General features: G+C 71.9%; 13 protein-coding genes. 5 read left to right on the forward strand and 8 right to left on the reverse strand.

The genetic code is table 11. The features are described from left to right. Positions 1-43: 43 nt before the first annotated feature. Positions 44-997 (reverse strand): hypothetical protein, encoded by a 954-nt coding sequence (locus ABZ915_RS11480; RefSeq protein WP_361799581.1) that lies wholly within the window; start codon positions 995-997, stop codon positions 44-46. An 80-nt stretch (positions 998-1,077) separates the two neighbouring features. On the opposite strand from ABZ915_RS11480, the gene ABZ915_RS11485 reads away from it, so the two are divergent. Together ABZ915_RS11485 and ABZ915_RS11490 are read left to right on the forward strand one after the other, a co-directional pair. Beyond that, positions 1,078-1,272: a DUF3046 domain-containing protein gene (locus ABZ915_RS11485; protein WP_361799584.1), complete on the forward strand. Its 195-nt coding sequence runs from the start codon at positions 1,078-1,080 to the stop codon at positions 1,270-1,272. A gap of 60 nt (positions 1,273-1,332) precedes the next feature. Continuing rightward, positions 1,333-2,589, forward strand: a complete 1,257-nt coding sequence (locus ABZ915_RS11490) for an AI-2E family transporter (protein ID WP_361799587.1) — start codon at positions 1,333-1,335, stop codon at positions 2,587-2,589. Between the two features lie 24 nt (positions 2,590-2,613). On the opposite strand, the gene ABZ915_RS11495 is transcribed toward ABZ915_RS11490, so the two are convergent. Continuing rightward, a complete protein-coding gene (locus ABZ915_RS11495; RefSeq protein ID WP_361799590.1) occupies positions 2,614-3,357 on the reverse strand; it encodes a hypothetical protein in 744 nt (247 codons plus the stop codon). A gap of 312 nt (positions 3,358-3,669) precedes the next feature. Here ABZ915_RS11495 and recA point away from each other — a divergent pair, with 312 nt between their 5' ends. The 3 genes from recA to ABZ915_RS11510 all read left to right on the forward strand — a co-directional run bounded on the left by recA (position 3,670) and on the right by ABZ915_RS11510 (position 8,236). Then, entirely contained in the window at positions 3,670-4,797 is a 1,128-nt protein-coding gene (gene recA, locus ABZ915_RS11500; RefSeq protein WP_361799593.1) for a recombinase RecA, read from the forward strand. 3 nt (positions 4,798-4,800) lie between these two features. Then, the gene (gene recX / locus ABZ915_RS11505; protein ID WP_361799596.1) at positions 4,801-5,574 is read left to right on the forward strand and encodes a recombination regulator RecX; all 774 of its coding nucleotides are present in this window, start codon (positions 4,801-4,803) and stop codon (positions 5,572-5,574) included. Positions 5,575-5,707: 133 nt separating this feature from the next. After that, positions 5,708-8,236, forward strand: coding sequence for an ABC transporter permease (locus ABZ915_RS11510; protein WP_361799598.1), 2,529 nt, complete (start codon positions 5,708-5,710; stop codon positions 8,234-8,236). 12 nt (positions 8,237-8,248) lie between these two features. On the opposite strand, the gene ABZ915_RS11515 is transcribed toward ABZ915_RS11510, so the two are convergent. From ABZ915_RS11515 to ABZ915_RS11540, 6 genes are all read right to left on the reverse strand, one after another. Continuing rightward, positions 8,249-8,662, reverse strand: coding sequence for a rhodanese-like domain-containing protein (locus tag ABZ915_RS11515; protein ID WP_361800964.1), 414 nt, complete (start codon positions 8,660-8,662; stop codon positions 8,249-8,251). Further along, positions 8,653-9,180, reverse strand: a complete 528-nt coding sequence (locus ABZ915_RS11520) for a cysteine dioxygenase (protein ID WP_361799601.1) — start codon at positions 9,178-9,180, stop codon at positions 8,653-8,655. Before ABZ915_RS11520 ends, ABZ915_RS11515 begins: the two co-directional genes overlap by 10 nt. Before the next feature lie 72 nt (positions 9,181-9,252). Continuing rightward, positions 9,253-9,339: a putative leader peptide gene (locus tag ABZ915_RS11525; RefSeq protein WP_311605579.1), complete on the reverse strand. Its 87-nt coding sequence runs from the start codon at positions 9,337-9,339 to the stop codon at positions 9,253-9,255. A gap of 79 nt (positions 9,340-9,418) precedes the next feature. Continuing rightward, positions 9,419-11,134 carry an FAD-dependent monooxygenase gene (locus tag ABZ915_RS11530; RefSeq protein ID WP_361799604.1) on the reverse strand — a complete coding sequence of 572 codons (1,716 nt, stop codon included), beginning with the start codon at positions 11,132-11,134 and terminating at the stop codon, positions 9,419-9,421. A gap of 235 nt (positions 11,135-11,369) precedes the next feature. Next, on the reverse strand, positions 11,370-12,290 hold the full coding sequence (locus ABZ915_RS11535) for an amino acid ABC transporter permease (protein WP_361799607.1): 921 nt from the start codon (positions 12,288-12,290) through the stop codon (positions 11,370-11,372). Next, entirely contained in the window at positions 12,287-12,955 is a 669-nt protein-coding gene (locus tag ABZ915_RS11540; RefSeq protein WP_361799610.1) for an amino acid ABC transporter permease, read from the reverse strand. Before ABZ915_RS11540 ends, ABZ915_RS11535 begins: the two co-directional genes overlap by 4 nt. Between the last annotated feature and the right edge of the window lie 4 nt (positions 12,956-12,959).

A 12,959-nucleotide genomic window follows, 5' to 3' on the forward strand; every position in this document is an offset into this window, starting at 1 on the left:
GTTCCGCCGAGCGGTCGTGGGCGGGTGGGGAGGACGACGCGGATCAGCCCACGAATCGCCCGTGGGCCCTGAGCGTGCGCAGGGCGTCGATCGTCACCATGGGGCGGGCCTCCAGGGCGGTGCCGGGCGCCCACTGGCGCCACCGGACGGGCCAGCCGCCGTCCTCCCGCTGGTCCGCGGCGAGGAAGTCCAGGGAGCGGGCCATCTCGTCGTCGGTGAACCAGGGGCGCGCGAGGGACTGCGGGGTCCTGGCGAAGTCGTGCGGGAAGTGGTGTTCGCCCGGTGCGTAGCCGGGAGCGACCGGGTATTCACCGAGGCGCTCCGGGTCGAGCGCGGCGAGCCGGTGCTCGCGCACCAGACGGCCGAGGCGGTCGGCGGCCGCCTGCGCGCGCGGGCGGTCGGGTGCCGAGTCGAGGAAGGCCACGGCGGCCTCGATCTCGTAGGGGTGGGACTTCTCCAGGGACTCCACGGCCCGCCAGCAGAAGTCGGTGGCCCGGAACAGCCAGGCGTGCCACACACCGTTGCGGTGCAACAGGCCGACCACCGGCCCGGTGGCGAGGAGCTCGCTGGGCGGGTCGTCGACGATCGGGATGAAGGGCGCCGCCGGATAGCCGCGCTGGCCGGGACGGACGGCGGGCAGCGCGCCGTCCGCGGTGGAGACGGAGGTCAGGTACCGGCACACACGCTCCACCCGCTGTCCGCCGCACCGCCCGACGGCGTCCAGCACACGCAGCGCGTGGCCGGTGTGCAGCGGCTGGCTGACCGGACCTCGCAGATCGGGTTCCAGCGCGTGGCCGTACCCGCCGTCCTCGTTGCGGTAGGCGTCCAGCGCCGCCTCCACCGGATCGGCGCCGCCGTTCAGGAAGTGGTACGCGAAGAGGCGCTGCTCCAGCACGCGCGCGGTGAGCCAGACGAAATGCTCGGCACGGAAGAGCGGGGAGTGCGCCGAGGGGGCAGAGGGGAGTGGGGGGAGTGGGGAAGCTCCTGTTTCGGGCATGCGTCAGACCGTAGGGCGGAAAGCGGTCTCGGCATGCGGTCCCGGGCGGGGCCCACCCCCAGGGGCGGGATACTGGTGTCATGCGGTTGACGGTCTTCTGGCAGCGGATGGCGGATCACTTCGGTGCGGGGTACGCCGACACCTTCGCGCGCGACCACGTGATGGCGGAACTCGGCGGACGCACGGTGCACCAGGCGCTCGCGGACGGCTGGGAGGCCAAGGAGGTGTGGCGCGTGGTCTGCGCCGTCATGAACGTTCCGGGGGAGAGGCACTGATCCGTCACGGAGATCGCAGGGGTGTGCCGGGTTGTCGGCGGCGTGGGCGAGACTTGCATCGTGGCACCGACTGACGACACAGGGCAGACCGCCCAGCAGGCATCCCCTTCCGGTACGACGCCGTCCCCCCGGCCCCCGGCCGACGCCCCCGCGCCGGTCGTCCGCATGCCGCGCTGGCTGCCGCGCGCCATGGTGCTCGCGCTCGGCCTCGTCGCCGCCTTCCAGCTGGGCAGCTGGGCCTTCCACCAGCTGACCGGCCTGCTGATCAACATACTCATCGCGTTCTTCCTGGCCCTCGCCATAGAACCCGCGGTGAGCCGGATGGCCGCCCGCGGCATGCGTCGCGGGTTCGCCACCTTCCTGGTCTTCCTCGGCCTGATGATCGCGACCGCGGGGTTCGTCACACTGCTCGGCTCGATGCTCGCGGGCCAGATCATCAAGATGGTCGAGGGATTCCCGCAGTACCTCGACTCGGTCATCCACTGGGTCAACCAGACCTTCCACACCGAGCTCAGACGGGTCGACGTCCAGGAGGGCCTGCTCCACTCCGACTGGTTGCGCAAGTACGCGCAGAACAGTGCCGCCGGTGTGCTCGACGTGTCCGCCCAGGTGCTCGGCGGCCTGTTCCAGCTGCTGACGGTCACCCTGTTCTCGTTCTACTTCGCCGCCGACGGGCCGCGACTGCGCCGGGCGCTCTGCTCCGTCCTGCCGCCCGCCCGCCAGGCCGAGGTGCTGCGCGCCTGGGAGATAGCCGTCGACAAGACCGGCGGCTACCTGTACTCGCGCGGCCTGATGGCGCTCATATCGGGGATCGCCCACTACATCCTGCTCCAGGCCCTGGGCGTGCCGTACGCACCCGTGCTGGGCGTCTGGGTGGGCCTGGTCTCCCAGTTCATCCCCACCATCGGCACCTATCTCGCGGGCGCGCTGCCCATGCTGATCGCGTTCACCGTCAACCCCTGGTACGCGGTGTGGGTGCTGGTGTTCGTCGTGATCTACCAGCAGTTCGAGAACTACATGTTGCAACCCAAGCTGACCTCCAAGACCGTCGACATCCACCCGGCGGTCGCCTTCGGCTCGGTCATCGCGGGCACCGCCCTCCTCGGCGCCGTCGGCGCGCTGATCGCCATCCCCGCGGTCGCCACGCTCCAGGCGTTCCTGGGCGCGTACGTGAAGCGCTACGCCGTCACGGACGATCCCCGGGTCCACGGGCACCGCGGACGGGGTCCGGGCGGGCCGGGCCTGCTCACGCGTGCGCGCCGGCTGTGGACGCGGCCGCCGGAGACGCGGGCCGCCGAGGAGAGCGGCGGATCCTGAGCGCGTCCCTCGTGCGTGAGGACCTCAGTACGTGAGGACCGCCCACACTCCGGCCCCGGCGACGGCGGCCGCGTAGCAGCCGACCGCCGCACTCACGGCCCGCTGCCGGGCCCGCTCGCTCCACGAGGTCCGGGACAGCAGCCAGGCCAGCGCCGGCAGTACCAGGACGGCGTGCAGGCTCACCCCGTGCAGCGGCTTGAGCGGGGCCGCCGAGTGGTAGGCCGCCTCCTGATGGCCGGTCCGGGTGAGCACCACACCGCGCGCGATCATGGCGGCGCCCGAGGCCAGCGCCACGAGCAGGATCGCGAACCCGGACCGCACCGCGAGCGGCATGCCGACGGGGCCCGTCGGCCGGTGCCGGAAGGACACCACGGCGAAGACGGTGAGCAGCGCCACCAGGACACCGCCGCCGACCGCGAGGGTCATGGACACCGCCGTGTCGAAGGGGGTCTCCATGTTGAGGTGCGAGGGCACCCGGCGCCAGGCCTGGAGGGTAATGCCGCCGACCTCCACCACGCAGTCGGCGGCGAACACGACGAGCAGGGCGGTACGCAGCCGCGGGCCGACGCGCAGGTACGACGTGACCCAGGTGACCGCGATCAGCGTCACACCGAAGGAGAGCCCGAAGGTGACGGGCTTGCGCCAGGAGACGGGCCCCTCCCAGGGCCCGCCGTCGACCGCGAACACCAGCAGGTGCGCGAGGCCGGAGAGGACGAGGAGCACACCGGTCGCGTGGCAGAGGCGCTCGGCGGGACGCGGATTCTTCATGGGGCCAAGGCTCCCGGGAGCGCCCTCGCGCGGTCGTCGTCCGGCCGAAGGCACCCCTCGTACGCCCCGGGGAGTAGCGGGACGCCTGCCGCGTGATGCGTCCCGTGGTGCGCTGGGGGCGCTTGACACGAAAATCGAACATCCATTCTTATGGAAGCTCAGGCGAGGCTCCGGGCGGGGATTTCGACACGGTTTGAGTGGAGAAGTGCCCGAGTTATCCACAGGCCGGGCCGGCGTCGGGGCGCATTGTCAGTGGCAGGCGTTAGCGTCTTTGACGTGAAGCGATCGACTCAAGCAAACCGGGTGGAACCCATGGCAGGAACCGACCGCGAGAAGGCGCTCGACGCCGCGCTCGCACAGATTGAACGGCAATTCGGCAAGGGCGCGGTCATGCGCATGGGCGACCGGTCGATGGAGCCCATCGAGGTCATCCCGACCGGGTCGACCGCACTCGACGTCGCCCTCGGCGTCGGCGGCCTGCCGCGCGGCCGTGTGGTGGAGGTCTACGGGCCGGAGTCCTCCGGTAAGACCACCCTGACCCTGCACGCGGTGGCGAACGCGCAGAAGGCCGGCGGCCAGGTCGCCTTCGTGGACGCGGAGCACGCCCTCGACCCCGAGTACGCGCGCAAGCTCGGCGTGGACATCGACAACCTGATCCTCTCCCAGCCGGACAACGGTGAGCAGGCCCTGGAGATCGTGGACATGCTGGTCCGCTCCGGCGCCCTCGACCTCATCGTCATCGACTCCGTCGCCGCGCTCGTCCCGCGCGCGGAGATCGAGGGCGAGATGGGCGACAGCCACGTCGGTCTGCAGGCCCGTCTGATGAGCCAGGCCCTGCGGAAGATCACCAGCGCGCTCAACCAGTCCAAGACCACGGCGATCTTCATCAACCAGCTCCGCGAGAAGATCGGCGTGATGTTCGGCTCCCCGGAGACCACGACCGGTGGCCGGGCACTGAAGTTCTACGCCTCGGTGCGCATCGACATCCGCCGCATCGAGACCCTGAAGGACGGCACGGAGGCGGTCGGCAACCGCACCCGCTGCAAGGTCGTCAAGAACAAGGTCGCGCCGCCCTTCAAGCAGGCCGAGTTCGACATCCTCTACGGCCAGGGCATCAGCCGCGAGGGCGGCCTGATCGACATGGGCGTCGAGCACGGCTTCGTCCGCAAGGCCGGTGCCTGGTACACCTACGAGGGCGACCAGCTCGGCCAGGGCAAGGAGAACGCGCGCAACTTCCTGAAGGACAACCCCGACCTGGCCAACGAGATCGAGAAGAAGATCAAGGAGAAGCTGGGCGTGGGCGTGCGGCCCGAGGAGCCCGCCGCCGAGCCGGGCGCGGACGCGGCCGTCGGTGCCGCCACCGAGGACGCCGCCAAGACGGTGCCCGCCCCGGCGGCCACCAAGGCCACCAAGCCCAAGGCCGCCGCTGCCAAGAGCTGACCCGTGACACGACGAACCGACTGGGCCGAGTACGAACACGCCTCCCCCGGTGCTCCACGGGGGAGGGGCACCGGGGGCGACACAGGCTCCGCCCCGGACGGTGACGGCGGGTACGGGGACGGCGGGTACGGGGAAGAGCGGGCCCACGACGGCTCGCACGGCGCCGGGCCCCGTGGTGGGCGCGGACGCCGTCGGCGCGGCTTCGGGGAGCCGTCCGCGCCCCGGGAAGACGAAGGCGCCCCTTCCTCGTCGAGGGCCGAGCGGGGGGAGTCTTCAGGGGACCCGGCTGAGCGGGCGCGGGCGATCTGCCTGCGCCTGCTCACCGGGACCCCGCGTACGCGCAAGCAGCTCGCCGACGCCCTGCGCAAGCGGGAGATCCCCGAGGACGTGGCGGAGGAGGTGCTGTCACGGTTCGAGGAGGTCGGGCTGATCGACGACGGGGCGTTCGCGGACGCCTGGGTGGAGTCCCGGCATCACGGCCGGGGGCTGGCCCGGCGCGCGCTCGCCCGGGAACTGAGGACCAAGGGCGTCGACTCGGCGCTGATCGACGACGCGGTCGCCCAGCTCGACTCCGATCAGGAGGAGGAGACGGCCCGCGAGCTCGTCGCCCGCAAGCTACGGGCCACCCGTGGCCTCGACCGCGACAAGCGCATCCGACGCCTCGCCGGCATGCTCGCCCGCAAGGGCTACCCCGAGGGCATGGCCCTCCGGGTCGTCCGGCAGGCGCTGGAGGAAGAGGGCGAGGACACGGAGTTCCTCGAGGACGAGGGCTACTGACCGGCGTTCGGCGGGCGGCCGGGCCGTCTTCGAGGAGATCGGGTTTCCCGGTGACGGGGGTGGGGCTAACCCCCGCCCAAGACGCCGGGGCACCGGAGTGTGTGGACACCTGTGCGTCGACGACCGTGTACGCATGATGCTGCGCTACGCCTTACAGACCGTCCGTGCCCGCAAGGCGGGTTTCCTCGGGGCCTTCCTCGCCCTCATGTGCGCGGCCGCTCTCATCACCGCCTGCGGCACCCTGCTCGAGACCGGCCTGCGCGGCACGATCCGCACCGAGCGCTACGCGGCGGCCCCCGTCGTGGTCTCCGGCGACCAGAACGTGCACCGGACCATCGTCAAGCACAAGAAGGGCAAGACGAAAGTCAAGCACAAGGCGAAACCCATCGCCGAGCGCGCCTGGCTGCCGGCGAACCTCGAGCAGACCCTCGCCCGCACCCCCGGAGTGGCCCGCGTCGTCCCCGAACTCACCTTCCTCGCCCAGCCGTTGACCTCGGCCGGCACGGGCGGCCGTACCGCCTACGGGCATGCCTGGCAATCCGCCGCGCTCACCCCGTACCGGCTGACCGCGGGCACCGCACCGAAGGCCGCCACCGACCTGGTCATCGACCGCTACCTCGCCGCACGCGCCCGTCTCGAGCCCGGCGACCACCTCACCGTCCAGTCGACCCGGGCCCCGCGCAGCTACCGGATCACCGGCATCGCCGCCCCGGCCGCGGACGTGAGCCACCAGACGTCCCTGTTCTTCTCCACCGGCGAGGCCCATCGCCTGGCCGCGCACCCGGGGCAGGTCACCGCGTTCGGCGTGATCCCGGCCCAGGGCACCGACACCGGCCGGATCGAGCAGGCCGTGGCCGACGCGCTGCACGGCACCACCGCTCAGGTCAGCGCCGGTGACGCCCGCGGCCCCGTCGAGTTCCTGGACGCGGCCGCGGCCCGAGTCCGGCTGGTCAGCATGGGCGGCGCGATGGGCGGCACCTCACTGCTGGTGGCCGTCCTGGTGGTCGTCGGAACCTTCGCGCTCGGCGTGCGGCAGCGTCACCGGGAGCTCGCCCTGCTCCGCGCCATCGCCGCCACGCCCGGCCAGATCCGCAAGCTGCTCGGCCGGGAGGCCCTGATCGTCGGCGCCGCCGCCGGCGTGGTGGGCGCGCTGCTCGGACTGCCGCTCGGTGGCTGGCTGCACGCCAGGTTCGTCGCCAAGGGCGCCGTCCCCGCCACCCTCCAGCACACCGCCAGTGTCTACCCCCCGCTCGCCGCCCTCGCCGCAACCCTGTTCGGCGCATGGGCCGCCGCCCGGGTCGCCTCCCGCCGGATCACCCGTATCCGTCCGGCCGAGGCGCTGGCCGAGGCAAGGACCGAGGGCACCCGCCCCGCGTGGGGAAGGATCGTCGCGGGCCTGCTGCTCCTCTGCGGCGGTGTCGTCCTCGTCGTCGTGCTCACCGGTCTGCGCACCGAGCCCGCCTCGACGCCGGTGACCTTCCTGACCGTCATCGTGCTGTCCACCTCCGTCGCCCTGCTCGGCCCGCTGCTGGTGCGGGCGGCCACGCTGCTGCTGTCCAATCCGCTGCGGCTCAGCGGCCCCGGCGGTCGGCTCGCCACCGCCAACCTGCGCGGCAACGCCGCCCGGATGGCCTCGGTCGTCACCCCTCTCACCCTGCTCATCGGCATGACCTGCACCGTCCTGTTCGTCCAGTCGACCCTCGGCGACGCCGCCCGCGCTCAGGCTCGCGAGGGCGTCCGTGCCGACTGGGTGGTGGCGGCCCAGGGACCGGGCGTCCCGGCCGAGGCCGCCCGTCTGCTGCGCACGCACGACGACGCCGTCACCGAGGTCGTCCGCACGACCGTCCGCGTCGGCCTGGACAAATACCCCGCCCAGGGCGTCACCCCGGCGGGCCTCACCCGCACGTGGGACCCGGACGTCACCGCCGGCTCCCTCAGCCGGCTCACCGCGCGCACCGTCGCCGTCAGTCAACTGGCCGCGGACCAGCAGCATCTGAAGCCCGGCAGCACCCTGAAGCTCACGCTCGGCGACGGCACGCCCGCCACGTTCACCGTCGCCGCCGTCTACCGCCGGGGTCTCGGCTTCGGCGACCTGACCTTCGCGCACGACCTGGTCGCACACCACGTCGACAACCCGCTCGCCTCCTCCGTCCTCGTCGCCACGACCCGTACACAGACACAACTCGCGACTACACTCCGTGAGTTCCCGGGAATCCGAATTCTCTCCCCGGCCGCCGCGGACTCCCTCCAGGCGGAACGGCAACAGGCCAACGCCGCGGTCAACTTCCTGGCCATGGGGCTGGTCCTCGCCTTCACCGCCATCGCCGTGGTGAACACGCTGGCCATGTCGGTGTCCGAGCGGGTCCGGGAGTTCGCCCTGCTCCGCCTCGCCGGGGCGACCCGCCGTCAGGTCCTGCGCATGCTGCGGACCGAGGCGCTGTCGGTGCTGCTCCTCGCCACCTCCCTCGGCAGCGGTATCGCCCTCGCCGTCCTGACCGCGTTCAGCGTCGGCATGACGGGCCGGGCCGCGCCCGCGGTCACGCCCCTGCTGTACGTCACGGTCGTCGCGACCGCCGCCCTCCTCGCCCTGGTGGCCACCGCCCTGCCGGGACGCGTGGCCCTCAGGGTGCCCGCGGTGAGGGTGGCGACGGCGAGGGAGTAGCCGGCCAGGCCGTCATGCGGGTTCCGGCACCACCGGCAGCCCCGCCGCCTTCCACGCCTGGAACCCGCCGACCAGGTCGGTCGCTCGGTGCAGCCCCAGCTGGTGCAGGGAGGCGGCGGCCAGGCTGGACGCGTAGCCCTCGTTGCAGATCACCACGATGTGCCGGTCGTGACCGGTCGCCTCGGGAACCCGGTGGCTGCCTCGGGGGTCGAGGCGCCACTCGAGTTCGTTGCGCTCGATGACCAGGGCGCCGGGAATCAGGCCGTCCCGGTCGCGCAGGGCGGCGTACCGGATGTCGACCAGGAGCGCGTCACCCGCCTGCGCCGCCTCGTACGCCTCCCGCGCCTCGATGCGCCGGTAGTCCGCGCGCACGCGCTCCAGCAATTCGTCGATGCCGGGCGGCTGTCCTGTCCTGCTCACTGCCAGTCCTCCGGGCGCTCGACCTGCTCCAGCCGGAGCACCTGTCCGGTGCGACTGTAACGGCGGATCTGGGGCAGCGGCGGGTAGTAGGCGTGTACGGAGATCGCGTGCCGCTCGGTGGACTCGTTGAGCACCTCGTGGACGTGGTGGCGGCCGAAGGAGCGGCCCTTGCCGGCCGGCAGCCGCCGCTCGCGGTCCACGTCGTCGCTGAGCTCCAGGGTCTTCCAGCCGTCGGTGGGCAGCCGGGCGGCGAGCGAGTTCTCCTTCAGCTCGCCGGCCGCGGTGAGGAACGCGCCGACCGAGTCGGCGTGGTCGTGCCAGCCGGTGCCGGTGCCCGGCGGCCAGCCGATCAGCCAGGCCTCACTGCCGCCAGGGCCTTCGAGCCGCACCCAGGTGCGGCCCTCCGGGTCGAGCGGGAGCGAGGCGACGAGCTCGGCGTCGGCGGCCGTACGCCGTACGAAGTCGAGGAGATCCGCCTGCGTGGGTGCCGAAACGGCCGCGGACACGGGGGGAGAGACAGACACGTGCACCGTCCTGAAGAACGTTCGCCGAAGGGGCGCCCAACGGGGCGCCCGGAGAGAAAAGGGGAAGCGAATTCAGCAGGACGGGCGACACACGCAGCCCGCATAGCGGACGAGGTCCATATGGACCCTCCGCCACAGGCGCACATCGGTGTCGGTCATGGTCCGGAGTACACCATTGGCGGCGTCCACCGGTCAACTCACAGTCACTATGTGGACCACAGTGTGACTGTATGTGCGCTCAACGCGCGCCGGAGCCCGCCCCGGCCTGCGCTTCCGCGCCGACATCGGCGTCCGTGTCCTCCTCACCCTTCGCCGCAGCCGGGCCGCCCACCGCCGCCTCCGCCGCCGTGTACAGATCGGCCGGGCGGACCCCGCTCAGCGCGGTCACCAGGTGGCCGTCCGGGCGTACGAGCAGCACGCTGTGCGCGGGCGCACCCGGATAGCTCTCGGCGACCAGCAGCTCGGCGGGGTGCGGCAGCGCGGTCACCGCGCCCGCGAGCCGGGGCATGACCCCGGCGGTCACCCAGTGCTTGCGGTCCCACACACCCGTGCCCGGCGCGATCAGGACGACGAGCAGCGCGCCGCGGCCGAGCCGGTCCCGCAGCCGTACGAAGGTGCCGTCCTCCGCCGTGACCCGAACGTCGCTCACCTGCGCGCCGGGCGGGGTGCCGACGGTGATCTCGCCCTCGATGTGCGGGGGCGCGAGCGGCGAGTCGACGTACGTCCCCGGCGCGCCGAGCGGCCCACGCCCGAGATGAGCGTCCATGAGCAGTGCGTCGTGCCCCCGGGCGGTGCCGGGGACGTACGCGCGCAGCCCACCGCCGCCGCGCAGCACCGGCAGCGCCTGGTCGGCGGCGCGCAGCCTGGCGGCGATCACGGCGCGCCGCTCGGCCTGGTAGCTGTCGAGCAGCGGCTCGTGCGGGCCGTGGTGCCAGACGCGCGCCAGCTTCCAGGCGAGGTTGTCGGCGTCCCGGAGCCCCTCGTCCAGACCCTGGGTGCCCAGCGCGCCGAGCAGATGGGCCGCGTCCCCGGCGAGGAGGACCCGGCCGACGCGCCACCGGCGGGCCAGCCGGTGGTGCACCGTGTGGACTCCGGTGTCGAGGAGTTCGTACGGCGGTGTGGTGCCGTCCGTCCAGCCCGCGAGGGTCTCGCGGACGCGGGCTACCAGCAGCTCGGGCGTGACCAGGTCCTTGCCTGGTGGCAGCAGCCAGTCCAGACGCCACACCCCGTCCGGGAGGGGGCGGGCGGTCACCTCCGCGGCCGAGGGGCCGGACGTCCGCCACGGCGGCATCCGATGGAGCAACGCACGACCCGGCCGCGGAAGTTCCACGCGCAGGGCGGCTACGGCGTGTCGTTCCACCGCCGTCCGGCCCGGGAAGCGGATGTCCTGCAGCTTGCGCACGGTAGAACGCGGGCCGTCGCAGCCGACCAGGTAACTGCCGCGCCACCAGGTGCCGCTGGGCCCCCGGGTGTGCGCGGCGACGCCGGAACGCTCCTGCTCGATCGCGTCCACGCGGCTGTCCACGGCGACCTTCACCAGCGGCTCGCGGGCAGCAGCGGCACGCAGCGCGCCGGTCAGCTCATGCTGGGCGAGGTGCAGCGGGGCGGGACCGGTTCCTCCGTCTGCCCCTTCCTCGGAGACCTCGCCCGCCCCGGTGGCCTCGGCGTCCTTGGCTGCCTCGGCCGGAAGGCCGAAGGTGATCTCACGCATCACCTGCTTGCGCCGCATCGACCGCCATCCGGCCCAGTGGACACCCCGCTCGCCGAGCGGGACGCCGGTCAGCCGTTCCATCAGTGCGGCGGTGTCCTCACGCAGGACTACCGTACGCGCGAGCCGTGGTTCGTCCTTGCCCGGTCCCTCGTCCAGGACGACGCACGGCACCTCCTGGCGGGCCAGCGCCAGCGCGAGCGTGAGCCCGACGGGTCCCGCTCCGACGATGATCACCGGGTCCACGGCGCGTCGCCCCCTGCCCGCAGCGGTGCCCTGAAGGATGAGTGTGAACAAAAAGGTGGAGCAGGGTGCACGATCACAGAACGTATGCAACCCATTGGCGGTGTTTGCGTCAAGCGACGGAGTGGGGTGGCGGTCGGGAAGATCAGAAGGGGTGGCACTCATGCGTGCCACCCCTTGGACGACCGGACTTGGCCCGGGGACCGAGTCAAGGACCCCGGGGACCGACTCAAGAACGTCAGAGTGCGCCCATGCCAGGGCCTCCCGCACCGCCGGCGCCCGTCCCCGCGGTGCCCTCGATCGACGCGTCGTTGGGCGCCAGCACCGCGCCCGTGGACTTCTTGCCGCGTCGCAGCCGGCCCTCCAGCCAGGTCGCGAAGCTCGTGAGGGAGAAGTTGAGCGCCAGGAAGATCAAGGCCACGATGGTGAAGGAGGCGATGGTGTTGGCACCGTAGTAGCCGCTCATCGTGTTGGCCGCGGAGAGCAGCTCGGGGAAGGTGAGGACCGCGCCGCCGAGAGCCGTGTCCTTCACGATCACCACGAGCTGGCTGACGATCGCCGGGAGCATGACGGTGACAGCCTGCGGCAGCAGGACGAGCCGCATCATCTGGTTCTTGCGCAGCCCGATCGCCATCGCGGCCTCGGACTGGCCTTTGGGCAGCGAGAGGATGCCCGCCCGGACGACCTCCGCGAGCACCGACGCGTTGTACAGCACGAGGCCCGTGACGACCGCGAACAGCGGACGGTCGTCCGAACTGATGTCGGTGTAGTCGGCGTACAGGGCGTTCCCGAAGATCATCAGGATCAGCACGGGGATGGCCCGGAAGAACTCGACCACGGCCGCGGCCGGTACGCGGATCCAGACGTGGTCCGAGAGCCTGGCTATGCCGAAGACGGCACCCAGCGGCAGCGCGATGACCATGGCCAGTGCCGCGGCCTTCAGCGTGTTCTGCAGACCGGGCCAGATGTACGTGGAATAGGCCTCGGTGCTGCCGCCGAGATACGGCTTCCACAGCACCCACTCCAACTGGCCCTTGTCGGAGAGGGCGCTGTAGACCCACCACACGACGGCGGCGAAGGCCACCAGGAAGCCCACCGTGTACAGGATGTTGCGCCGCTTGGCGCCTGGGCCCGGGGCGTCGTACAGGACCGAGCTCATCGCTTCACCGCCACCTTCTTGCCCACCCAGCCGAGGATCAGACCGGTCGGCAGCGTCAGGCAGCAGAAGCCGAGGGCGATGACCGCGGAGATCGCCATCAGCTGGGCTTCTTTGTCGAGCATTTCCTTCATCACGTACGCCGCTTCCGCCACGCCGATCGCGGCAGCCACCGTCGTGTTCTTCGTCAGCGCGATCAGGACGTTGGTCAGCGGGCCGACCGCGGCCCGGAAGGCCTGTGGAAGGACGACCAGTCCCAGCACCTGAGTGAAGCTCAGGCCGATGGCCCGCGCCGCCTCCGCCTGCCCGACCGGGACGGTGTTGATGCCGGAGCGCAGCGCCTCGCACACGAAGGCCGAGGTGTAGACGATCAGGCCGAGCACGGCCAGCCGGAAGTTGGCCGTCTTGAAGTCGTCTCCGGCGCCGAGGGTGACGTTCAGCGTCTGGAAGAGGCCGAGCGAGGTGAACAGAATGATCACCGTGAGCGGGATGTTCCGCACGATGTTCACGTAGGCGGTCCCGAAACCGCGCATCAGCGGCACCGGGCTGACCCGCATGGCGGCCAGCAGGGTGCCCCAGATCAGGGAGCCGACGGCGGACAGCAGGGCCAGCTGCACCGTCGTCCAGAAGGCTCCCAGCACGTCGTAATTGTCAACGAAGTCGAACACGATC

The organism is Streptomyces sp. NPDC046915 (assembly GCF_040644935.1).
Taxonomy (GTDB): Bacteria; Actinomycetota; Actinomycetes; order Streptomycetales; family Streptomycetaceae; genus Streptomyces.

Bases quoted from the DNA above. Each gene is read 5' to 3' on its own strand.
- ABZ915_RS11480 (WP_361799581.1), bottom strand. From the start codon at position 997: ATGCCCGAAACAGGAGCTTCCCCACTCCCCCCACTCCCCTCTGCCCCC.
- ABZ915_RS11485 (WP_361799584.1), top strand. From the start codon at position 1,078: ATGCGGTTGACGGTCTTCTGGCAGCGGATGGCGGATCACTTCGGTGCG.
- ABZ915_RS11495 (WP_361799590.1), bottom strand. From the start codon at position 3,357: ATGAAGAATCCGCGTCCCGCCGAGCGCCTCTGCCACGCGACCGGTGTG.
- recA (WP_361799593.1), top strand. From the start codon at position 3,670: ATGGCAGGAACCGACCGCGAGAAGGCGCTCGACGCCGCGCTCGCACAG.
- ABZ915_RS11510 (WP_361799598.1), top strand. From the start codon at position 5,708: ATGATGCTGCGCTACGCCTTACAGACCGTCCGTGCCCGCAAGGCGGGT.
- ABZ915_RS11525 (WP_311605579.1), bottom strand. From the start codon at position 9,339: ATGACCGACACCGATGTGCGCCTGTGGCGGAGGGTCCATATGGACCTC.
- ABZ915_RS11535 (WP_361799607.1), bottom strand. From the start codon at position 12,290: ATGAGCTCGGTCCTGTACGACGCCCCGGGCCCAGGCGCCAAGCGGCGC.